The following is a 22,294-nucleotide window of genomic DNA, read 5'->3' as shown; positions in this document are numbered from 1 at the left end:
CATTAGCCGGTGGTAAGCGAAACGCCACCACCGGGCCGCAATCCCTCGCGTTACCGCTGATCCCGATAGGGATCAAAGACTACGATCGTTAATCCAGATATTTCGGATTGTATTTAATACCTGCGACCTCCAACATTTGGATCAGTTCTTCACGATACGATCGTTTTCGATGGTGTTTGTATTGATTCGCAATATACTTTGCAACGGAGGGGCAGACGGTGGGACTTACCGAAAAAATTGCGTAGCCCTCTTGCCATTGGAACGGAGGAAACGTGATTTCCTCATGCACCCACTTACTTGTAGATTTTTTTAGCTCACGCATAAAGTCGGCGATCTTATGTACCGGCTTCAAGCCAATTAACAAGTGAATATGGTCCTCAACTCCGGCAATTTTTAGCGCACGCCCGTCAAGTTCATTCACGGTTCCACCAAGATAGGCATGCAATCGGTCGATCCTGTTTTGTTTGATCCACGGAGTGCGATGCTTCGTGGAAAACGTTACGTGATAGTTGAGACAATGGAATGTCGACATGTTTTATCCTTGCGTGGAGGATCGGTGTCGGTCTGTGATCCCTATCGGGATCAGCAACGGTTTGCCGTTTATTATCCGGTGGTGACGCTTCGCTTACCACCGGCTAATCTCTTTAATCCCTATCGGGATGAAAACTTGCGCAAATGCAGTCTGTCACAACCCCAAATATTTAGCGGCCCGGGCTAGCGCCTAATCGGCTAACTTAACCGACAGCCCGCGTGCCGACGCGGGCCACCCAACTCCAGAATTACCAAATTCGAAATCAGCTATGACAAAAACTATAAACCTTGCCTGCGTCGTTGGCGCTCGCCCGAATTTCATGAAAATGGCACCTTTGCTTCGTGCTTTAAAAGCGACGGGGCGGGCGAAATGCACGCTGATCCATACCGGCCAGCATTATGATAAGACTCTATCAGATATCTTCTTCGAGCAACTGGATATTCCCAAACCTGACGTATCGCTCGATGTCGGCTCGGGCACTCAAGCAAGCCAAACGGCCAAAATTCTTGAACGTATCGAACCGGTCCTCCAGGCGGGTTGTGGTGGCCAGCCGTTCGACTACCTAGTGGTCGTTGGCGATGTCAATTCAACAATGGCTGCCGCGATTGCCGCGGCTAAATTGGGCATCAAGGTCGCTCATGTTGAGGCGGGACTACGCAGCTTCGATCGGGCGATGCCGGAAGAGATCAATCGCATCGTGACCGATTCGATCTCAGATCTGCTGTTGGTGTCCGATCCCATCGGGATCGAGCATCTGAAGCGCGAAGGGCACCCTGATTCGGCAATTCATCTTGTCGGCAATCTGATGATTGATACGTTGTTCCACTCGCTAACCAAAGCCAAGGCGACGTCAACGTTGGCCGATTCAGGACTTGATAAAGGCGGCTACGGGGTCGTGACACTGCACCGACCATCGAATGTGGACGACAAAAATACGCTGACGGGTATTCTGCAGGTCCTACATCAAGTCAGTGACCAATTGCCGATGGTCTTTCCGATCCATCCTCGTACGCTAGCTCGAATCGAGAGCTTTGGGCTTCGGCCGCTGATTGACAATGCATCGGGGATCAAGGTAATGCCGCCGCTTGGTTATCTGGAGTTCCTGTCTTTGACCAGCAGTGCGAAAGTGATCGTCACTGACTCCGGTGGGTTGCAGGAAGAGTCGACAGTCTTGTCGGTTCCCTGTTTAACGATGCGAGAAAACACCGAGCGACCGATCACTGTCACGCAAGGCAGCAGCACGTTGGTCGGAAACGACGCCAAGTTGCTCGAGGAGCAATTACAACTTGTTTTAGAAGGCAAATATGACGTCGGAAAATGTCCTGAAGAGTGGGACGGAAAAGCGGCGGGGCGAATCGCCGCGATTCTAATTCAATCGCCGTAGGGGAAGTCGCAGGAACCTTGCTTTGTGTTTGTTCTTTTATGCTCGCAGGGAGTTTGTTTTGAGTTCACTACCGGCATTGATTTGCCAGGGAGTGAACATTCACGTGAGTGCGTTACTGCAGCGAAGTGGTTGTAAGGCAGTTTGAGGCGTTTTGCCATGACACAATCGCAGTGTCAAATGGAAGGTTACACATTTTGACGTACCAATCCGAAAATGCTCGCTTTTAGAGATATCTTCAATCGTTCAAAAAGTCTGAGAAGGATCTCCTGCTGTGATTAGCGTTAATTGCCGCAGATTAGTGTCCTCAAAATTCACGCTCCAAGCTGCCGTTTTCTCCAATGCCTAGGAAAATTAGGATTCTATTGAAGGCAAGTGTCCGGATGTTCATTTCGAGGAAGGTTTTTTATGTTTTTCTTCTTCAGAAGCTTGCAATCCCCCCGCACGACTCGTATATTTGATTTTATGCGACCTCAATTCCTTCTCGCCGTTCTTGTGGTTTTCGTGGCTTTCCGCTGCGCGGATGCTGGCGTGATTGTGGGTGAGTCGCCAGCGGAAAAGAACTTGGGTGCTTGTTCGGCGCAGATGCTTGCCGATTTAAAGGCAGCTCAAGAACAAGAGCTAGAGCGTGGCAGCATTGATCAGGGTGATGGTTCCGGAATGTCGGGCATTGCTGTCAGCGTCAATTGCTCGTTCAGTTCAACCGCACTTCTATTTGACGGGTTGGTTGCTGTACCAACTCCAATACCTCTGTGGGCAGTTGAGATTGCAAATGCAAACCTACCGCCCTGTCCAGATTTGGACGGTCTCCTGAAACCTTCTTAGGCCAATACGCACGCAAGTGTCTAAACGTGTGTTTTGTTTTAAGAATAACAGGTTTTTAGGAATAAGAAAAATGTTAAAAAAGTTTTTTGCCGTGATGGCAATTTTGGTATTGGCTGCGCCGGCACAGGCTGGAGTTCTCGGAAATTATCTCACCTTTGATGGATTCCGGGATACTGTGAAGGATCAGAGCGTTGGTATGGTGATTGATTCCGGCTTAGGTAACATTGGGGTGCTTGGCGTGGGTGATTTGGTGCAGGGTATGTATAGAATTGATACTGTTGCTGCATCGGGGAAACCTGAGGCCAATCTTGGATCGACTGATCCATCCATTTATGGTGTTTACTCGTTCGAGGTGAAAGCTGTTGGAAGCAGTGGTACAGACTCAATTTTGAAGTTCGGAACCGTCAGCGCTGCAAACGTCTCAAATTCGCTCAGCTCGATGCTTAATGCGTCGGGGCTTGCTGGCAGTGTCGCTGGTTTGACTGACAATCCTGCTAGCAGCTTGGTCGCCACCGATGCAACGTTTGCTATCGTCGAGAACTTAGCGAATGTCCCAGTGAGTGCTATGCAGACTGGGGCGGGGACGATGTTGAACGTCGGAGCAATTGGTGGGCAAATTTCTTCTGGAAATGGTTGGAATGTAGGAATGTTGATGGGTTTCGATGCGACAGACGATTTCCATGAAATCCGCTTCCAAACTGTGTCTGTTCTTGATGTTATCACTAACCCATTGAGTCCGTCACTTGTTTCGTTTACCGGAACCGAACTGCTTGACTTGACCAAATTGGCACAGGTTAATGTACTTGATGATGCGGCTGGAACTTCAACCAATTACGGTGATTTCAAGGGTGTTTATAGTGTAATTTCCCACAATTTTGGCAATGGAACCATTTTCTTGCCTCAAGTTGAAACGACTCTCAGTAATCCTATAGGTCTTGGATACGGAGATGTCTCCACAACCAGTCCTACCTCGGTGGGAACCGCTACTGCCGCCGAAACGGCAAACGGCTGGTTGTTTGCTGACACCGCGAATTTCAAAATCAACGCTGTGCCTGAACCTGCTTCGATCATTGGATTCGCTTGCTTAAGCGCGATTTTAGCAACTTCTCGCAAACGCAAATCCATTACCGCTTAGCCAGTTAGCCGCCTTTCTGGTTTTGGTGAAACGTGCAACGGGTGTTCTAGGACACCCGTTTTTTATTGAATGGAAATGTAGCGTCCAGGGCTTATCAGGTTCTTAGGGTCGAATGTTCGTTTCAACTGCTGTAACAGGCTTGCGTGGTTTGCAAGATTTGCATTAAATAAACGGCTCATCGTAAGAGTCCCCAAGCGGTATGGCAGACACCCAATTTGCTCGCCCTGTTTCCAAAGGGCTTCATAACAAGCTTGCGCCCGCTCGGTGGCACCGGGCTGTTCGGGGCGGAATAGGATGGGGACGGTCGAATCGAATAGTCGCTCGGATAGACTTGTGAGTGTGATGAGTGGTTCGATTCCATGCTCGGCACAGACTCTTTCGACCATGGCGACGTATTGGTGAACATCGGCAGATTTCATGGGGACTAAGGGACTGTACCAAATCAATCCGCAATTGTCTTGCGCTGGGTTCAGGTCTTCTTTGGTGGTGATCGCGTCGCCGCGAAGCCAATAGGCTAACGGTAATGCTACTCGTTGCGGGATCCCGTCGGCTAAGTCTAAGAGCGCTTCGATGGAATCAATCTGTTGCATAATTGATTGCTGGCCAATAGGCATTAGTCTGGTCGCGGCTTTGGCCCAGTGAACTCTCCAGCGATTCATATGGATGGGGCGTGAGAGTGATCTTGGCAATAAACGCTTCAGTTCTCGGCGAACGCTCTTTCGCATTCGGTACGGGCAATGGATCACACCGGCAGCGGTCCACGCCGTGATTCCGGCATTCTTAGTCATCTTTGCACAAAGCGCATCTGAAATAATCTCGCCCGGCCCGACTTGATCAACCGGGTAGCGACGCGACATCGACAGCACACGACGATCGTTCATCAGATTCACTCCCGCTACGGTCGCTCCGAGCGCGGACAAGACCGTTGGCAATTGATCGACCAGTTCGCCAAGTTGAGCTTCATCACGAATGCGAATAAAGAACGCCTCGACATGTTCGGGGCGTCGTTGGAGTGTAAAGGTCGCTTCCGTGACGATCCCGAAATTACCTTGACTGAAAAGTCCTTCGACATAAGGGCCGATCCCCCAGCGATGCGCCGACCCGAGCGTTTCCGCTCCCATGGCATGAAAGGGGGATTCGTACATCGATCCGTCCGCCAACACGGCGCGTAGTGATGTTAATGCGGCAAAGTGATCGGTCGTTGGTGTCAGCCCATAGCCTCGTTCCAGTGCGTTACCGAGGATGCTGCACGTTGGCCCACCGCCATGAACCGGAACCATCCAATCAAGTTGTTGCTGGGCGACAAATTCGGCTAGCATTCCCTGCGTCACCCCAGGTTGCAGCGACACAATTCCAAGTTCGGCGTCGACCACCCGGATTTTATGCAGTTGTGAAAGATCGACGACGGCACAGCCCTCGGTGACTGGCGATGCGGCACCGTACCCCCAGTTGCGTCCCGTGCTAATCGGATACAGTGGCACTCCATACTTACCTGCTATATCAACGATACGTTGAACATCGCTTTCGCTTTGTGGGCGCAGAATTGCGACTGATCGGATGGGGGATCCATATGCATTACGGCCATGGTCGGCTAAAGCCGATGGCTCGATTTCCACGGCCGATTCACCTAACACAGTGCGCCATGCTGCCGCTGCTTGCATTACTGAATCGGAGGAAGTGTTTTTGTTCATCGCTTCAGCCTGGATCACGATAGGGTTCGATGTGGATGGCGACGTGCTGAGAGCAGGCGATTGATTTGTCATGGTCAGAATTCAGAGGCAGGCGTGAACGCGAGAGTTAAGCCGGTAACGACGGTCGCTGAAAAAGGCTAGGTCACTCTGATTCGTCTGGGCGAGAAGATGTTCATGGCGAAGCCACTCGCATCAAGATAGCCCCTCCGATTGTTGCGATGATTACGATTGAGACAACCCTTCGCATAGTCCCGTTTCGAGAGGTTTTGCGATTTACCTCGTATGAATGGATTTTCGCGTCCCCTTGCCCAGCTCAGTTGCTGGCTGATTTGGGATTTTGATTCCCACGTGATTCCGTTACGTGTTTCGCGAAAAAATGTCTATCCGCTGCGGGAATTTGCGTCCGCGAGAGGTCGTTGTCGCTGTACGGGTTAGTGAAGTACCAATGGTGCCAACTGCTGATGACGAGGTCGGGATCGTCAATCGGTGCTGCGATCAGGACGGCGGGTTGGCCTAGAACTCCGCCGTGCGCCGCAACGTCACTGATCGTTCGAAAGCCCATCACTCGCTCGTAAATGCGGGCATGTCTGGGGTGGACCGTTGCCAGCAATTCATCCACTCCATGATGCCGAGCAAACGCGACCGCGATCGAAGTCAACTTAGCGAATGCTTCCGGTTTACAATGCGAGTTTGTTGGCGAGATCGCCAAGGATGACAACTCAGCGATTCGATGACCTGCGACTCGTTTCTGCTTGGCCTCGTCCGCAAAAACTTTCGCCAGCGGCATTCCCTCTCCTTCGTCCAAGACGATCGAAATGGTTCCGCATACGTTTCCCCCTTGCTCACAAACAAAGACCTGCGTTTCAGGACGTAAATGGAAGGGCAAGATCCGCATTTTTGATTGATGGTGAAGACACAGATCGCTGCGATGAAAACATTCATAAAGAGTGGCAAAACTCGCGGCGTAATCTTTCCTGCATCGAGCGGTTCGACACTGAGGTGAATCGTCACTCCGAGGATCGGTCGATTGACCAATGGGGCTGTTTGACTCCTGAGCGGCCGGCGGTAAAGCGGTGGTGGAGATGGGAAATGGCGTAGAGGAAGAATGAGACGTGAAGAGCATGAAAAGCCTCGCGGTATCATCACCACAGGAGATGCGGTGAATCTCTTATCTTCTCGGAAGCACTAGAGACTTCCGTTGGGTTGCCGCCTGGGTGTTCTGAGTCGCTACGGATTCCACCGAACACGACTCCCCGTTGATAGCGGCAAAAGCGAATATCGAAAGGACTTTCGCTTTGTGATCGCTAAATGGACCATCGCACTCGTAGGAAAACAACCGAGTACCACCAGTCCCCCCAGTTCGCGTAGTTGGGGCATTTGACCAGATGAGGAAAGTCACAGAGTGACGCGAGTGATCGCCGTACAAAAACGGATGGAAATCACGGCGTTCGGCCCACTATCGAATGCATCAGCCCGCTTGCTTGAATGCGGTGTACGTTTGAGCGGCGAAGTATTGGCGGTCCTGGTCGCTGATCGGATGTGCTGTTATGTCCTTGGACGTAAACTTTGCTTCGCATGCGAAGTTCGGTAAGCGAGAACGGTACCGCAATGAATCGTTGACCTTGATCGCCACGACAACTCCCGCGTTGCCCCGAACGGTTGAGCATCGAGCAATGTTGCTGATTTGCTCGGCACCTAAAGCCTTGCGGTAGAACTTGGCATGACGTGGATGGACCACTGCCGTTAAATAGTCCAATCCTTTCTCCATCGCGAAATGGCCCATCAGTCGATTTAATTGAGCAAAAATTTCGCCACGCGGTGCCTCTGAGGGTTCGATCGCTAATGACGTGATTTCGCCAACTCGCTCAGACCGATAACATAGAGAGTCAATCGCCTCGGGATAGTCCGCCGCCAACGGAAGCTTTGCAGCGGCATCCCAAACCAACGTTACCGTTCCTACGACTCGGTTGAACTTCACGGCGAGAAACACTTGCGAAACATGCGACAGATGATACGGCATGATTCGAAGTGCCGAATCCGCTGGGGATGCCAAACCTGCATCGGTATATCGCTGCTGTAAGAGCCGAAACGCACGCTCAAAATCATCACGTGATCGAGCGGTTCGGTAGTGAAGCAGGTCCAGCCGCGTGAACAAAACCTTTCGGCGCTTCGAACTGGAACTTGTATCGTTAACCGCTGTTTTTGACGCACGCAGGCGAAAAGACTTGGAGCTTTCCATCACACTATTGATAGCGAATTGATTAGGTTTGCTCCCCGAAGGAGCTTGTATTTCGACGTGTCATGATGGGAAATCTCGTACAACCTATATCATCGTTTTCACCCGCGTTGCTTGACAAAAATGCGGTTTAATTGATTTTGATTGGGGAAAAAGACAATGGGCGGGTGGCGTGTTATCGCCATGCTTTGCTTGTGTTTTCTCTGTTAGTGGGGGCGTTCTTGTTGCTGGTCGTACTCGGCTTGATGCCGGAACTTCCTTTGGTCGGTCCGGCCTACCATTAGCCGATCGGTTGGCGGTGGGGTTTTAGGATGGGACGAGTTTTTACGAGTCCCGGCATTACCGCAGCCGGTGGGAAATGACAAGTTGGGAACCGGTCCTGCCACTAATGGCCGGCACCCCATTCCGGGTTAAAAATCCGTTCTGTTTTCAACAGTCATGAGCCTTAACGATTAAAATCTACCAGGAACCCCATTTTCGGGTTTCGTTTAGTCTTCGCCCAACTCTCTTGCCCCTGGAGTTCCAATGCTGGCTAGATTGCCAGTTTTGCAATCGTGAATCAACTTGAACTACTCGATTGGCCTGCTCCATGGCCAAGTATTTCCAACGCATCGTTGCCGCAGCTCAATGGACACCGTGAGCCCTGGGTTGGCAGTGTCACGGAGGGGCTTGGCCATCGAGCGTATTTGTTGCGGATTAGCGATGGCGATGATGTAACGGGGGTCTTGCCGCTGGTTTTGGTGTCGGGGCCGATTTTTGGCCGCTTCCTGGTCAGCCTTCCTTACCTGAATACCGGTGGGGTTTGGGCTCGAGACCCTGACGTTGCAGGGCTATTGATTGACGGGGCCTGTGAGTTGGCAGATCAATTGAATGTGAAATACCTGGAACTTCGGCATGAAATCCCTGTTGACCATCCGCGACTGAATTACCAACGCACGGACAAGGTTCATATGCGACTTGAATTACCCGAGTCGGCTGAGGCGTTGATGAAGTCGTTCAAGTCCAAACTACGCAGCCAAATAAAAAAAACGGGCGAGTATGGCTTGGCCGTCCAGTTTGGTGGTGCGGAGTTGCTAGATGATTTCTATACGGTTTTCGCCCATAACATGCGTGACCTCGGTACGCCCGTTTTTTCTCGTTCACTTTTTTCGAGCATTCTTCAGCACTTCGAGGCTGATGCGGAGTTGTGTATCGTTCGCAAGGAATCGCGTCCAATCGCGTGTGGATTGCTAGTTCACTATGGCGGAGTGACTGAAGTGCCCAGTGCTAGTAGTTTGCGAGAATTCAATCGGACGGGTGCGAACATGTTGTTGTACAGGAATCTTTTGGAGCGCGCGATTGAGCGTGGTAGCCATACGTTTGATTTTGGCCGCAGCAGTGAAGGGAGCGGGACTTACAAATTCAAGGCTCAGTGGGGTGCCCAGCCGCATCCGGCCGTGTGGCAGTATTACGTCCGCAAGGGATCGCCCGATGAAATGCGCCCCGATGCGTCGGGCAACCAGCGAATGGTAAAGATTTGGCAACGATTGCCGGTTTGGCTGACGAAGGTCATCGGTCCATCGATCGTTCGTGGGATTCCATAGGCTGGCCTTTGTGTCCATGAAGCGGTTTGCACGATTCCTACTTCGAAGCTCTTGGCAAGTAACGCTACGAAAATGCGTTCTCGATAACGTCAAACGTTGTGACAACTGATACGCTAGCATTGCCAAAGATGACACTTTTTACAAACCCGAAACCGAGTCATTTATGAATCGATCAATCCCCTTTGTCGCCCTCCTCTTCCTTGCTGTGCTGACCGGAACTCAACTCGATGCGTTGACTCGTGGACAGGTCAGTGAATTGCGTTCCTCTGGCAATGATTCCGCTGTTGAAGTCGACAAGGGAGTGCCCGCTGAAGCGTTGAAGACCGAGGAGGGGATGGCCTTGGTGCAGCGACTTAGAATGCTGCGTCTTTCCGAATCCAAGCTTGGCAAAGCACACCCTTCGGTAAAGTCAATTCAGGCGGAAATCTCGGCAGTATTGAAACAGATTAAGTCCCTCGCACCCACCGCTGAAGAGAGTGCAGGACAATCGCGTCCACAGAAAGAGATCATGGCAATGAGTGAACGTGAGCTGCGTGAGTTGGTGCTACGGATGGCCGCGAGAATCGAAGCCCTCGATGCGAGAGTCGTTGTTTTGGAACGGCACCTGAGCTCTTTGCGTTAAAAGATAGCAATGGCTGGCGTTCGTAGCGTTCCGTAGGTGCCGCTACACTCAACCCACGGCTAACGGCTTTAACATTCTTCAATGTTGTAGTCTTGATCATCACCTGTCTGCATGCTCACTAAGCCCGCGAAGACTGATTTTGATGTGGGTTTTGGCTCGCGTTTTTTTTCCCTGGAGCCTCACCCCACTTCTTGTCGATAACAGCGAAATACGTTTTTAGGAGATCATTGGCCTTCCGATCCGTTAGAGTGAGCGGACAATATGCTTTGGAATATCGCTCTTCGAACGCTGCTGTGCGACCGCGGGAAGCTGCTTGCGGGCTTGATCGGTGTCATCTTTTCCGTGGTGTTGGTCAACATCCAAGGCGGGCTCTTTATTGGATTGATCAACAAGGCTAGCCTTTTGGTGGACCGCAGTGGTGCCGATATTTGGGTCGGTCATCGCGGAATGCACAACGTCGATTTCCCCCATAATATTCCTGAACGTTGGATCCATCGAATTCGTAGTGTTCCGGGGGTCCAATCCGCCGAACCCTTGCGTATTTGCTTTTCTGAAATTAGTCTGCCCGACGGCAATTTCGAGGGGGTGATGTTAGTGGGTGTCACCGAGGGGTCGGACCTGGGGCGGGCTTATGATATTGTCGATGGTCCCGCTGATGCGCTATCGTACGCCGACGGGGTGATTGTCGATCAATGCGACGATGACAAGCTTTTCGATCCCACCATCGGAGAGATTCGCGAGATTGGCGGTCGGCGTGCCAGGATCTCCGCAAAGTCTTATGGTGTTTTAAGTTTCTTGGTTACGCCATACGTCTTCACACACTACGACCGTGCCGTTGACTTTGCGGGGGCCGATCCCACGATGGCTTCTTACTTTCTGATTCGTGTAAAACCAGGGGTGGACTGCGATCAAGTGTGTGCCGCGATCGTCAATCGATTGGAGGATGTGACCGCAGTGCCAGCGGAGGACTATGCGGCAACAAGCATCAATTTTTGGATGACTCGCACAGGCATTGGGCTAAGTTTCGGCGCAGCGACTTTCTTGGGGCTTCTGGTTGGGTTAGTCATGGTCGCACAAACGTTATACGCGATGGTGCTTGACCGGATAAGCGAGTTCGCAACGCTGAAAGCAATCGGCTCGACCGAGCGAGAGATTATATTGCTTTTGGGTGCGCAGTCGACGGTCGTTGCAGTCGTCGGCATCAGTATAGGCATTGTCTTGTCGTTCGTGATCCAGGCGATATTTAGTACGCCTCGTGCAGCGATTACGATTCCGCTAGGACTCTATATTGCCAGTGCAGCATTGGTCTTTACGATCTGCTTAGCCGCTTCTGCGCTTCCGTATTTGCGAGTGCGTCGCGTTGATCCTCATTCCGTTTTGCAGGGCTAAAGCGAATGACTCACGATATTTCACTCGGCAATGCCGCTGTCCCTCCACCGCTTAGTACGAACGCCTTGGTGTATCCTGCGTTGCAAACTGGGGGAATCGCCAATTGCGTAAACGACAACGGGGCGGTTAACCAAGCGAGCAATGAAAATGGCAACAAAACGGGCAACCCGAAAACAAACATTGTTTTGTCTGCCACCCAAGTGCGTAAGTCGTACAACATTGGTGGGGAACGGCGCTGGGTCCTTGATGGAGTTGATTTTCAGGCCGCTTCGGGAGAATGTGTTTTTCTATCGGGACCGTCCGGCAGCGGCAAGAGTACGTTGCTATCCATATTGGGATGTCTGCTCGAAGCTGACTCCGGCGAAGTTGTCATTGCTGATCGCCGAGTCGACACATTAAGTGTTGCAGAGCGAACGTCGGTGCGACGGGACTCTATTGGCTTTGTGTTTCAGCGATTTCAGCTGATTCGCGGATTGTCGGCCGAAGACAACGTGGCTGTACCTCTCACACTGCAAGGTGCGACTTTGGCGGACGCCCGTGCGCAAGCCGGTGAGTTGCTCGGACGTGTTGGGTTAGCGATGCACCGCAACCATTTGCCGACTGCGATGAGTCCCGGTCAGTGCCAACGTGTGGCGTTGGCTCGTGCGGTGATCACATCGCCCAAACTACTGTTAGCCGATGAACCGACCGCTGCACTCGATGGCAAGTCTGGTATGGAGGTGATGGAACTTCTAAAGGAATTGGTCGGGGCAACGGATTCGGCAACGGTTGTGGTGACTCACGATCCCCGTATCTCAAAGTATGCTGACCGAATTTGTGAGATTGAAAACGGGCAATTCAAGTGAAAACGATCCTAACTACTGTCATCACGATTGCAATTTTCGGAAGTGTTTTGATCGTGCACGAACATCAACGACAATCACACTCCGTTGGCGCTCCGCCATTGGATGCGGTAAGTCTAACAGACGTTCTGAATAAAGAAACGATTCGCGCCGCAGGTCGAATCGAAGGGCGTACAGACGCGGTCGAAATTCGCGCTCGAATTGCCGAGCAAATTCATGAAATCCTTGTTGCAAGAGGTCAATGGGTATCCGCCGGCGATGTGTTACTCGTGCTGGATGCCGATCGGTTCGTCAAGGAATGCGACTTGGCAAATGCGTTGCTAGGCGAGGCCCTTGCGAAGAAAGAGCGGCTCGAGAACGGCTTTCGAGACAGCGAAATTGAAACAGCACGACAGGAATTCAATGCGACAATGGCAAGGTTAGCAGGTGCCGAGAAAACGTATACGCGTGCGATCAAACTACACGAGAAAGGTGCTGGAAGCCAGCAAGCACTCGACGATCTCTATTCGCAACTGACTTCGTTTCGTGCAATGACGGCTGCGGCAAAAGGCCGACTTGAAACTTTGGAACTGCCTGCGCGAGACGACGATCTATTGGCTGCCAGTGCTGCGGTGCGGGCAGCAGAGGCAAGGCATGAAATCGCGAAAATTAATTTGGATCGTACGAGGATCGTGGCCCCCATCGACGGCCAAATATTAGCGATTGAAGCCGAAGTTGGTGAGTTGACTGGGCCCGATATGCCCGGGGCACTAATTGTTTTATCTGATACCAAACGCCTTAAGGCGGTTGCGGAGGTCGACGAGTTCGATGCCTTGAAAGTGGAACTGGGCCAAATTTGTCAGGTCACTTGCGATGCTTCGGATCGAGTGCTTGCGACCGGTAAAGTCATCGAGATTGAACCGCAGATGAATCCCAAGCGGATGTACGGGCAATGGGCGGGCGAGAGAACGGATACCTATAACCGTCGCATTTGGGTTGACTTGCAACAGGAAACGGATTTGCCCGTCGGCTTACCGGTCGATGTATTTATCCAAGCGAATTAGAATACTGAATCAGTAGTATCTACCCTGTCCTTTGTCGTCTCTATCCAATGCTCTGAATGTGCCCATGAGCAAAACCACGCTCACACCAAAATTTTCAAGGCGACGAAGCCGTTGGCGGCGTCGTTGTTTTGCCGTGATCGGTCTATGGCTATTGTCGATGGTTCTGTTGTCGTTTCATAGTATTCGTGGTTTCGTTGCTTATCCACTTGTCGTACATGATCCCGAAGCATCGGGTGATGCCGCTTATGTGATGGCGGACGGGCACGCTTATTGGGAACGTCTTCATGCGGCTTCAGATCTTTTCCACATGAGGAAAGTGCCGCGACTGATCATTTTGGCCGAGAGCGAGACAGCTGGTTACAACTTTGTCCAGCAACGTTCCGAAACTCGACTAGAGAAAGCAATCGCCTATTTGGAGTGGCTTGGCGTCCCCGCCGAAAAGGTCTCGACCGTTTCCGTTGAGACTCCCGTGATGTTTGGATCGCTTAGTGAGGCACGCGCGGTTGCCGAGCAGCAACCGGGCCTCAAGAGCATTGTGGTGGTTACCTCTGCTCCGCATACACGGCGAAGTCGCCTTTGTTTTCGACGTTCGCTGTCAAAGCAAGTTAACGTGCAAGTCTATTCCGCGTCCGACGTTGGTGAGGGTTCCGAAATTGATTCACCGCTCTGGATCGAATACATCAAATTGCTTATTTATCTCTTTGTGGCGTAGGTTTTGCCTGCTTTTTTTGATTGATTGCTGTTTTCATCGGACGAATGATTTTTGAAACGTGATTGGCTTTGGTTGGACATGAATCGTCAATGTGATCCTTCGTTCAAGTATCCGACCTGAGTGTTTGCAACCGCTTCGTTGCTCTTCTTTTGCACTGGTCGTCCCGTTGCGTTTGAATACCCGACTTCGCCATTGTGTTCGGCGTTTCATAGCCAACCCTCGTATTGTTGAGCAGCAGTGTATGCTTCCCAAGCGTCACGTTGAGCAACGAGCGAAGTGAGCTCCCTGTCGAGTCCTTCTTCGTTCGCTTGCGACCGCCAGCCGATGCGGCAAATCGGATGCTGTTTGTAGTGGCTTCCGCATTCTTCGCCATAACCCTGTTCGCACCGCTTCTGTAACTCCACGGTTTTCAAATCGGATAATTCCTCACCGCCATCGTTCTGTTTCGTCTTTTGTAACGCCCGGCGACAATCACCACGCCAAGAGTGTAGAGACGTTCTGTGTCCGTATTTGATTTGTCTGTTTCATCCCGCAGCGATTCTGGTTTCAATCTGAAACCTGCGGTTTCAAAGACGTTCCTGACAGAGAGCGGTGGCGTGGCGAGACCATTAAGTCGCTTGCGTAAGCAATCAACGAAAATTTCGGAGACTCATACAGATGCCCCCAAGACTCGATTGGTTGCTTTGTGAAGACAAATGATCCCGCGAACAAGAATGGCGTCCACTCATGGCAACGGTGTCGACGGCGGGGCAACCGGCGAGCCCAAAGAAGATTGCCAACTTAAGAGAGTATCAGTCGCAAGGAAGGAATCACGGATGACGCAACCATTGCCACCTCCCGGAACTAACTATGCGAGAGCGATCACGCCTCCCATAACCGGAGCGGCAAAGTTTGTTCTCCGTTCGTCTTGACCGAAACCAACTAGGCAAGAAAGGAATCCCGAGCGAGCCAGATGCGAGAAAACCCAGATGCGAGAAAACCCAGATGCGAGAAAAAGTCGCCCCAAATTTCGAGATCTTAATAGCGATAGAGAGTGGCGAGACAATCTCACACCAAACCGGCGCCCTCCATCCGCCGGAATCACCGTTTGGAGCGTCACCGTTTGGAGCGTCACCGTTTGGAGCGTCACCGTTTGGAGCGTCACCGTTTGGAGCGTCACCGAGAAGATTCTCAAAACGCATCTCCATTTCGAGCCCGAAAGTTGATCCTGCGGGTCAGGAATCAAAGTGGGGGCAAGGTAAAGTTTAAACAGCTGTTCTCGGCAGATTGCCGGAATGGTTCTTACTTTTGAAATGGATGCCTAGCGGAGGTAAGATCCGAGAGAGCGGATGCCTTTTCGATTCTTTGTACATCAGTTTTCACAAGGTTGTGTGTACAAAGCCGAGTGCCGCAAGTCCTTTTAGCATATGGACTTAGAGTCGGGCCGAGAGGATTCGAACCTCCGATCTCCACACCCCCAGTGTGGCGCGATAACCAGGCTTCGCTACGGCCCGCGAGGTTGCTTTTGAGCATTCCTTCACGATTTCACGCAATGCTAATGCAATCGACGTTTCCTGGCTAGTGCGGGAGGCTGGGACACAAAGAAAAGACTATTTGCGGAGGATCGGTTTTGCTGAATCGAACGATTCGATAATGTATGGAGCTGAAATTCTATGTTTTCAAACCCGAACCCCCTCGATCCTACCCATGCTCGTCTCCTGGAAATGGCTTTCTCGCTACCTCGATTTGCCGATGAAACATGAAGACTTGGCCCTGCGGCTAAGTCTTTCGGGCCTTAATCACGAGGAAACGACTACCGTTGATGATGGTTCCTCGAACGGGGATGTTGTCATTGATCTCGAAGTGACCAGCAATCGCGGCGATTGCTTGGGGCACCTCGGCGTGGCTCGCGAGATCGGTGTGCTTTACGATTTGCCTGTCAACACACCCTCGATCGATTTGACGCCATCGTCAACCGATGTCCAGTCACTACTGCAAGTGGAAAACCAATTCATCGAGGCCTGTCCGCGCTACACGGCTCGCGTGATTGAAGGCATCAAGGTTGGTCCGAGTCCGGATTGGATGGCCGAATCACTTGCAGCGGTCGGAATCGGCGTGGTCAACAATGTCGTCGATGCAACCAATTACGTGATGTTGGAATGTGGCCAACCGTTGCATGCGTTTGACTATTCCAAGTTGGCGGGTGAGAAAATCATTGTCCGGCCTGCCAATAAAGGCGAAACAATCCAAGCGATCGACCACCGCAGCTATGCACTTGAGCCTGCGATGTGCGTGATCGCCGACGCGAAAGAGGCCAATGCCGTCGCGGGCGTGATGGGCGGTGCCGTCTCGGAAGTCGACGAAGCAACGACCAATCTCGTCGTCGAAGCGGCCATCTTCACTCCGCTATCGGTGCGGCGAACGGCGCGGAAGTTGAAACTTCATAGCCCATCGTCTTATCGGTTTGAGCGCCGTGTTGATCCCGTGGGCGTCGATTGGGCAAGCCGGCGCGTGTGCCAATTGATTCTGGAATCGGCGGGCGGAAAATTGGCGAGCGGTGTCATCGATACCGCACCCAACATTGAACTGCGCGAGCCCGTGGTGCTTCGGCTAAGTCAACTCGAACGAATCCTTGGCATTTCGATTCCTCGCGAAGAGGTCGAGCGGATTCTAGTGACGCTCGGCTGCGATTCCAAACCGGGCACCGATTCTTACGTTCCTCCCACGTGGCGGCATGACTTGACTCGTGAAGCGGACCTGATCGAAGAAGTCGCTAGGATTCACGGTTACGAAGAAATCCCCGAGGACTCGCCCATTCCGGTTGCACCAAGCAGCAAGCGTCCGTTCGATGTCGCGATGGAACGGGTTCGTTCCGTGATGATCACTGCCGGCATTTCGGAAGCGATGACACCAAGCTTGGTCACCAAACAAATCGATGCGTTGGTGAGCCCGTGGAGCGAACGCAAGCCGCTAAAAACGGAAACACCGATGCTAAAGGGAGCCCGTTGTTTGCGCCGGTCGTTGATCCCCAGTTTGCTTGAAGGACGCGGAAACAATTGGGCGATGGCAAGTATTCATGCGGACTTGTTCGAGATCGCCCATGTGTATTTACCTGGCGAAACCGATGCTGCGTTGCCGGACGAACAATACACGTTGGCGTTAGTTTCAGGCCAAGACTATTTGGAGGTCAAAGGAGTCATCGAGACATTGTGTGTTTCGATGGGAATTGCCGACCCGATACGAGTCGAAACCGTCGAGCGTCCCGGTTTGGCCAAGGGGGCGGCATTGGCTGTTCATTGTGGCGAAAGGCATCTTGGCTACATGGGAATTATCGATCCGAAGGTGCTCAAGACGTGGAAGTTGCCTTCGCCAGTGGTTGCGGCGGAATTGTCGCTTGTGAAACTGCTAGAGGCAGCACGTTTGGTGCCTCAACAGCAAAGCGTCAGCGTGTTCCCTTCGGTCCAACGTGATTTGAATTTCGTCGTTGCCGAGTCTGTCCGTTGGAGTGAGCTTGAGCAAGTTGTCCGATCCGCCGTGGGCGAGGAACTAGCTGGGGTCGCATACCGCGAAACCTATCGTGATCCGAAAAAGGACGGGGCAAACCGCAAAAGGATTCTGCTTTCGGTCGAATTGCAGCGACATGACGGAACACTCAGTGGCGAGCAAGCGGACTCGTTGATCCAAAAAGTAATCGGTGCATGCGGCAAGGAACTTTCGGCGGTATTGTTGTCCTAAGCGGGCGGCATGAACTTGGCTGCTGATTTTTGTGGTCGCCAAGACACGGATTGGGTATGCTGGTTGCATGCCCAGTACGATTCTGCTGGGTGAGTTCGTTTCGTTTGGTCCGTTTTTCTTTAACGGCTTGACCCTCCGCAGTTTCTTGTTCAATGGTGTTCGTGGTGAAGCAGCTTTCGATCGCGATTGTCATTGTTGTTGCTAACGCTTTGTCCAGTGCTTTTGCTGATGAGCAAGCCGTCAATTTCAATTCGGATGTACGTCCGATTCTGACGCGGTATTGCACGTCATGCCACGGCGGTGTGAAAGCAATTTCGGACGTGTCGTTTGTTAACGGCGCAAGCGTGCTGCCGCCCCACGGGTGGGTAATCCAACCCGGAGACGCTCAAGCATCCTTGATGATCGAGCGGATCGTATCGGACGACCCCGACATGCGGATGCCACCGCCCGAAGAGCACCCCGATCCAGTGCCGACCGAAGATGTCGATACGCTGCGCCGCTGGATCAACCAAGGAGCAATATGGGATCCAATTTGGTCGATTGGGTCGCTGCAACCGGGAACGCTCGATTCCGTGGCTCAAAGCGATTGGGCCAAACAGCCACTCGACCGATTCGTTGCGGCTCGGCATCGTCTCGATGGTATCAAGCCATCCGATGAAGCTCCGCCACGGCAGTGGTTGCGCCGCACGGCGTTCGATTTAACAGGCTTGCCTCCGACGAAAGAGCAAGCATCACGATTCGTTGATCAATTGCAATCGTTTGCGAACAACGCATCTGATTGTGAAGCGGCGTACGCTGACATGGTCGATGAATTGTTGGCTAGTCCTGCGTTTGGTGAGCGGTGGGCTTCGTTGTGGATGGATCTAGCCCGCTATGCGGATTCAAAAGGGTTCGAGAAGGATCCGCACCGTGACGCGTGGCCTTATCGCGATTGGTTGGTTGACGCCTTCAATGCCGACATGCCGTACGATGAATTTACAGTGGCCCAATTGGCAGGCGATTTGTGGTTGCAACAAAATCCCGACAAAGTTGACTCGGACGTTCTGATCGCAACCGCGATGCATCGCAATACGCTGACCAATACCGAAGGTGGAACCGATGACGAAGAGTATCGTATTGCCGCGATCATTGACCGGGTCAATACGACATGGACCGTGTGGCAAGGGTTCACGTTAGGCTGCGTGCAGTGTCACTCGCATCCGTATGACGCTATCGACCATGAAGAATACTACCGTGTCATGTCGCTGTTCAACAACACTCTCGATTGTGACTTGGATAACGATTTCCCGACGCTCGTCATCCCGAATGGGCCTGCGAAAGTGGATGCGATTGATAGTCAATTGCAATGGATCGAGAGCCGCAAACAGCGAAACGATTTGGGAGTCGAGGTTGCGGAGCATGCTCGTTGGCAAGCTCTCACACCCGAGAAGGCTGAATCGACCGAAGGCAGATTGAAGATCGAAGGAAACGAGATCGTGGCCGCTGGCGGAACCTTCCCCGTTGGTGTGCGATACACGTTGGACTATTCCACGAAACTCAACGCCATAACCGCACTGCGCACCCATTTGCTTCCCCTGTCAGACGACCCCACGGAATGGCCTGAACAGGGGTCGGTCATTTCAATGATGAAGGTGTTTGTGAAAAGCGAAGGCGGGGATTCCCGAACCGTTACTCCACAAACCGTCTTTGTGGATGCAATGACGGAGCCGAACAATCCCGAGGATGCGTTACAAGGGAATGCGGCAGGGGTTGGTCCCTACCCGAAAATGCACGGGCCTCGATGGGCCGTTTTCGCCTTCGACGCGCCTATCGAATTGGCCGATGGCGAATCGATCCAATTGGAAATCCATCAAAAGCAATCGACTTCAGGACAAATTTCGACACCAATCCGGCGGATGCGATGTGAAGTCAGTGACGATGTGAAGTGGTGCGAGCGGCTTGCATCGGACCAGTACAAAGACGCTGTGGCTAAACTCGCAGAGACATCGAAGAACGCCAAACTTATTCAAGGCGGAAAGCTGCCGGTGGTTGCATCGCGACCGCTGAGGCAAAGCCGCGAAACACGAGAGTTCATCCGGGGCAATTGGCTCGATAAGGGGGGTGTTGTTCCGCCAGGCGTCCCAAAACTGTTCAGCGCGTCGGGTGATCCGCCAAGCATTGTCAATCGTTTGGAATTGGCCGAGTGGTTGGTCAGTGATGATAATGCATTGACCGCTCGAGTTTGGGCAAATCGAATATGGGAGCAATTGTTCGGTATTGGGATTGTCGAAACTTTAGAAGATTTCGGCTCTAGCGGAGCGTCACCCTCTCACGCCGAGTTGCTGGAGCATTTGGCGATTAGATTAAAAGCGACACACCGTTGGCATTTGAAGCCGCTGCTTCGGGAAATCGTGTTGTCGGCGACGTACCGCCAAGATAACCGCGCCGACGAATCGCTCTACGAAAACGATCGAGCCAATCGATCGCTCGCCCGTGGTCCGCGAACCCGATTGACGGCTGAAATGGTGCGTGACCAAGCTCTAGCGGCGTCCGGGCTACTCAACCGGTCGATGGGCGGTCCGTCGGTTATGCCTCCTCAACCAGACGGCTTGTGGCAAACGGTCTACAGTAGCCAAAAGTGGAAGACGTCAGCGGGTGATGAAAAATATCGCCGAGCGATCTACACGTATTGGAAACGAACGAGTCCCTATCCAAGTTTTTTGACGTTTGACGCGCCAACACGCGAGGGGTGTTCGCCACGTCGAACGGTCACGAACACTCCGCTGCAAGCCCTGGTGACGCTGAATGATCCGGTCTTTGTCGAATGTGGTGAAGCGTTAGCACGATCGGCGATCGAGCACCATGCAAGCCAAAAAGACCGAGCGGAATCGATCGATTCGCCTGATGTAGAAGCCGTTATCGCGACTATGGTCGAAAACGTAACGCAGCAACCGGTCAGCGAAACCGATGCGTCCGAGTTGCGGTCGCTATACGATCAGTTGTGCGGCAACGATAAAACTGGGATTGATTTCGATGCGATGGCGATCATCGGCAACACCCTGCTCAATTGGGAAAGAGCCTTAACCAAATGAATGTTCCAATTCAACAAGCATTGATGCGGCAAGTTTTGCGCGGAGTCACGCGGCGGCATTTCCTGAGAGACGGTTCGTTAGGGCTCGCCGGGATGGCGATGGCCGACGATATGGGATTTGGCAAAAGTTTATTGGCCAGCGAGCAGACGGGCAAGATTCCTGCGAAAGCCAAACGTGTCATCTTTTTGCATATGGCTGGCGCACCGAGCCAATTGGAGTTGTTCGACTACAAACCTGACCTGAAAACGCTCGATGGACAGGATTGCCCCGATAGCTTTCTAAAGGGAAAGCGGTTTGCGTTCATTCAAGGGGTGCCGAAGATGCTCGGACCACAATTCGATTTTGAGCAAGTTGGCGACAGCGGTGCGTGGGTGTCCGACCGTTTTCCCCATTTCAAATCGGTTGTCGACAAGGTTTGCTTCGTCAAGTCAATGCAAACGACTCAGTTTAACCACGCGCCGGCGCAACTCTTGTTGCATACAGGAAACTCCAATTTTGGCGCGGCTTCGTTTGGAGCGTGGTCGATGTATGGATTGGGCAGCGAGAACAACAATTTGCCCGGATTCATCGTGCTGGTGTCCGGCGGCAAAACGCCGTCGGCCGGCAAGAGTGTTTGGGGATCGGGCTTCTTGCCTTCGGTTTATCAAGGCGTCCAGTGCCGATCGAAGGGGGATCCGGTACTGTACCTATCGAATCCCGAGAACGTGACGACGCAAAAACGGCGTTTGGCTCTGGATGCCCTCAAACGACTTAACCAAACTGTTTACTCCGAAGTCGGGGATCCAGAAACTTTGTCGCGAATTTCACAATACGAGATGGCGTTTCAGATGCAAACGGCTGCTTCAGAGGCGTTCGATCTGAAACAAGAATCCGCCGCGACTCACGAAGCGTACGGTACCGAACCAGGAAAAGAATCGTTCGCGAACAATTGCCTGCTTGCCCGACGATTGGCTGAACGCGATGTGCGGTTTATTCAATTATTTCACTGGGGTTGGGACTCGCATGGCGCTAGTGGCAGTGAAGCGATTAATGTTGGCTTCAGCGATCGTTGCCGCGAAGTCGATCAACCAATGACGGCACTCTTGAAGGACTTAGAGCGACGAGGTTTACTAGACGAAACCTTGGTCATTTGGGGAGGTGAATTTGGCCGCACGCCGATGCGTGAAAACCGTGGCGGTCGCGAAATGAAATTTATCGGCCGCGACCACAACCCGGCGGCTTTCACCATGTGGTTCGCTGGTGGTGGTGTGAAGCCGGGAACGACGATCGGCGCGACCGACGAAATCGGCTACGAAGCCGTCGAGGAACCAGTCAGTCCGCACGATTTGCACGCGACGCTGTTGCATGTGATGGGAATTGACCACAAACAACTCACCTTTATGAGCCAAGGGTTGCCGCAGCGTTTGTCCAACGTAACCAAGCCATCGCGAGTTATTCATGCGATGTTAGGTTGATCATGGGAACTCATTGAATCAATCGACCATTGCCGAATTTTTCCACGGCGGCATCCCTTTCGGA

General features: G+C 52.4%; 18 protein-coding genes and 1 tRNA gene. 13 read left to right on the top strand and 6 right to left on the bottom strand.

Going from position 1 to position 22,294, the window contains the following annotated elements:
• Positions 1-88 precede the first annotated feature (88 nt).
• Entirely contained in the window at positions 89-532 is a 444-nt protein-coding gene (gene tnpA, locus CA13_RS11875; protein ID WP_146396815.1) for an IS200/IS605 family transposase, read from the bottom strand.
• 268 nt (positions 533-800) lie between these two features.
• Between tnpA and wecB the strand changes: the two genes are divergently transcribed.
• From wecB to CA13_RS11860, 3 genes are all read left to right on the top strand, one after another.
• Positions 801-1,916, top strand: coding sequence for a non-hydrolyzing UDP-N-acetylglucosamine 2-epimerase (gene wecB, locus CA13_RS11870; RefSeq protein WP_146396812.1), 1,116 nt, complete (start codon positions 801-803; stop codon positions 1,914-1,916).
• Positions 1,917-2,321: 405 nt separating this feature from the next.
• Positions 2,322-2,738, top strand: a complete 417-nt coding sequence (locus CA13_RS11865) for a hypothetical protein (RefSeq protein ID WP_146396810.1) — start codon at positions 2,322-2,324, stop codon at positions 2,736-2,738.
• A gap of 70 nt (positions 2,739-2,808) precedes the next feature.
• Complete coding sequence (locus tag CA13_RS11860) at positions 2,809-3,873, top strand: PEP-CTERM sorting domain-containing protein (RefSeq protein ID WP_146396807.1); 1,065 nt, start codon at positions 2,809-2,811, stop codon at positions 3,871-3,873.
• 62 nt (positions 3,874-3,935) lie between these two features.
• Here the strand turns inward: CA13_RS11860 and CA13_RS11855 are convergent, their stop codons facing one another.
• The 3 genes from CA13_RS11855 to CA13_RS11845 all read right to left on the bottom strand — a co-directional run bounded on the left by CA13_RS11855 (position 3,936) and on the right by CA13_RS11845 (position 7,803).
• A complete protein-coding gene (locus tag CA13_RS11855; protein WP_419194220.1) occupies positions 3,936-5,564 on the bottom strand; it encodes an FAD-binding oxidoreductase in 1,629 nt (542 codons plus the stop codon).
• Positions 5,565-5,877: 313 nt separating this feature from the next.
• Positions 5,878-6,687, bottom strand: coding sequence for an N-acyl amino acid synthase FeeM domain-containing protein (locus tag CA13_RS11850; RefSeq protein ID WP_419194219.1), 810 nt, complete (start codon positions 6,685-6,687; stop codon positions 5,878-5,880).
• Positions 6,688-7,032: 345 nt separating this feature from the next.
• Positions 7,033-7,803, bottom strand: a complete 771-nt coding sequence (locus tag CA13_RS11845; protein WP_146396800.1) for an N-acyl amino acid synthase FeeM domain-containing protein — start codon at positions 7,801-7,803, stop codon at positions 7,033-7,035.
• A gap of 551 nt (positions 7,804-8,354) precedes the next feature.
• Between CA13_RS11845 and CA13_RS11840 the strand changes: the two genes are divergently transcribed.
• The 6 genes from CA13_RS11840 to CA13_RS11815 all read left to right on the top strand — a co-directional run bounded on the left by CA13_RS11840 (position 8,355) and on the right by CA13_RS11815 (position 13,991).
• Positions 8,355-9,383 carry a FemAB family XrtA/PEP-CTERM system-associated protein gene (locus CA13_RS11840; protein ID WP_146396797.1) on the top strand — a complete coding sequence of 343 codons (1,029 nt, stop codon included), beginning with the start codon at positions 8,355-8,357 and terminating at the stop codon, positions 9,381-9,383.
• Positions 9,384-9,546: 163 nt separating this feature from the next.
• Entirely contained in the window at positions 9,547-10,005 is a 459-nt protein-coding gene (locus CA13_RS11835) for a hypothetical protein (protein WP_146396794.1), read from the top strand.
• 261 nt (positions 10,006-10,266) lie between these two features.
• Positions 10,267-11,394, top strand: coding sequence for an ABC transporter permease (locus tag CA13_RS11830; protein WP_146396791.1), 1,128 nt, complete (start codon positions 10,267-10,269; stop codon positions 11,392-11,394).
• Between the two features lie 5 nt (positions 11,395-11,399).
• Positions 11,400-12,239, top strand: coding sequence for an ABC transporter ATP-binding protein (locus tag CA13_RS11825; protein ID WP_146396788.1), 840 nt, complete (start codon positions 11,400-11,402; stop codon positions 12,237-12,239).
• Complete coding sequence (locus CA13_RS11820) at positions 12,236-13,279, top strand: HlyD family secretion protein (protein WP_419194218.1); 1,044 nt, start codon at positions 12,236-12,238, stop codon at positions 13,277-13,279. The genes CA13_RS11825 and CA13_RS11820 overlap by 4 nt, the downstream gene beginning before the upstream one ends.
• A 64-nt stretch (positions 13,280-13,343) precedes the next feature.
• On the top strand, positions 13,344-13,991 hold the full coding sequence (locus CA13_RS11815) for a YdcF family protein (RefSeq protein WP_146396782.1): 648 nt from the start codon (positions 13,344-13,346) through the stop codon (positions 13,989-13,991).
• Positions 13,992-14,197: 206 nt separating this feature from the next.
• Here the strand turns inward: CA13_RS11815 and CA13_RS11810 are convergent, their stop codons facing one another.
• Positions 14,198-14,404, bottom strand: a complete 207-nt coding sequence (locus CA13_RS11810; protein ID WP_146396779.1) for a hypothetical protein — start codon at positions 14,402-14,404, stop codon at positions 14,198-14,200.
• A 555-nt stretch (positions 14,405-14,959) separates the two neighbouring features.
• Between CA13_RS11810 and CA13_RS11805 the strand changes: the two genes are divergently transcribed.
• Positions 14,960-15,196, top strand: coding sequence for a hypothetical protein (locus CA13_RS11805; protein WP_146396776.1), 237 nt, complete (start codon positions 14,960-14,962; stop codon positions 15,194-15,196).
• Between the two features lie 213 nt (positions 15,197-15,409).
• On the opposite strand, the gene CA13_RS11800 is transcribed toward CA13_RS11805, so the two are convergent.
• Positions 15,410-15,484 (bottom strand) — tRNA-Pro (locus tag CA13_RS11800).
• 193 nt (positions 15,485-15,677) lie between these two features.
• On the opposite strand from CA13_RS11800, the gene pheT reads away from it, so the two are divergent.
• From pheT to CA13_RS11785, 3 genes are all read left to right on the top strand, one after another.
• Positions 15,678-17,705: a phenylalanine--tRNA ligase subunit beta gene (gene pheT, locus CA13_RS11795; RefSeq protein ID WP_146396773.1), complete on the top strand. Its 2,028-nt coding sequence runs from the start codon at positions 15,678-15,680 to the stop codon at positions 17,703-17,705.
• Positions 17,706-17,866: 161 nt separating this feature from the next.
• Positions 17,867-20,776: a PSD1 and planctomycete cytochrome C domain-containing protein gene (locus tag CA13_RS11790; RefSeq protein ID WP_419194217.1), complete on the top strand. Its 2,910-nt coding sequence runs from the start codon at positions 17,867-17,869 to the stop codon at positions 20,774-20,776.
• Positions 20,773-22,230, top strand: coding sequence for a DUF1501 domain-containing protein (locus CA13_RS11785; protein ID WP_146396767.1), 1,458 nt, complete (start codon positions 20,773-20,775; stop codon positions 22,228-22,230). The genes CA13_RS11790 and CA13_RS11785 overlap by 4 nt, the downstream gene beginning before the upstream one ends.
• Positions 22,231-22,294 lie beyond the last annotated feature (64 nt).

Source organism: Novipirellula herctigrandis (genome assembly GCA_007859835.1).
In the GTDB taxonomy this organism is placed as follows: Bacteria; Planctomycetota; Planctomycetia; order Pirellulales; family Pirellulaceae; genus Novipirellula_A; species Novipirellula_A herctigrandis.
This window is presented reverse-complemented; position numbering and strand designations above follow the sequence as displayed.

Coding starts and splice junctions, on each gene's coding strand:
- CA13_RS11825 (WP_146396788.1), top strand. CDS start 11,400: ATGACTCACGATATTTCACTCGGCAATGCCGCTGTCCCTCCACCGCTT.
- CA13_RS11785 (WP_146396767.1), top strand. CDS start 20,773: ATGAATGTTCCAATTCAACAAGCATTGATGCGGCAAGTTTTGCGCGGA.
- CA13_RS11830 (WP_146396791.1), top strand. CDS start 10,267: ATGCTTTGGAATATCGCTCTTCGAACGCTGCTGTGCGACCGCGGGAAG.
- CA13_RS11815 (WP_146396782.1), top strand. CDS start 13,344: ATGAGCAAAACCACGCTCACACCAAAATTTTCAAGGCGACGAAGCCGT.
- CA13_RS11835 (WP_146396794.1), top strand. CDS start 9,547: ATGAATCGATCAATCCCCTTTGTCGCCCTCCTCTTCCTTGCTGTGCTG.
- CA13_RS11855 (WP_419194220.1), bottom strand. CDS start 5,564: ATGAACAAAAACACTTCCTCCGATTCAGTAATGCAAGCAGCGGCAGCA.
- CA13_RS11860 (WP_146396807.1), top strand. CDS start 2,809: ATGTTAAAAAAGTTTTTTGCCGTGATGGCAATTTTGGTATTGGCTGCG.
- tnpA (WP_146396815.1), bottom strand. CDS start 532: ATGTCGACATTCCATTGTCTCAACTATCACGTAACGTTTTCCACGAAG.
- pheT (WP_146396773.1), top strand. CDS start 15,678: ATGCTCGTCTCCTGGAAATGGCTTTCTCGCTACCTCGATTTGCCGATG.
- wecB (WP_146396812.1), top strand. CDS start 801: ATGACAAAAACTATAAACCTTGCCTGCGTCGTTGGCGCTCGCCCGAAT.
- CA13_RS11865 (WP_146396810.1), top strand. CDS start 2,322: ATGTTTTTCTTCTTCAGAAGCTTGCAATCCCCCCGCACGACTCGTATA.
- CA13_RS11850 (WP_419194219.1), bottom strand. CDS start 6,687: ATGCTCTTCACGTCTCATTCTTCCTCTACGCCATTTCCCATCTCCACC.
- CA13_RS11805 (WP_146396776.1), top strand. CDS start 14,960: ATGCGAGAAAACCCAGATGCGAGAAAAAGTCGCCCCAAATTTCGAGAT.
- CA13_RS11845 (WP_146396800.1), bottom strand. CDS start 7,803: ATGGAAAGCTCCAAGTCTTTTCGCCTGCGTGCGTCAAAAACAGCGGTT.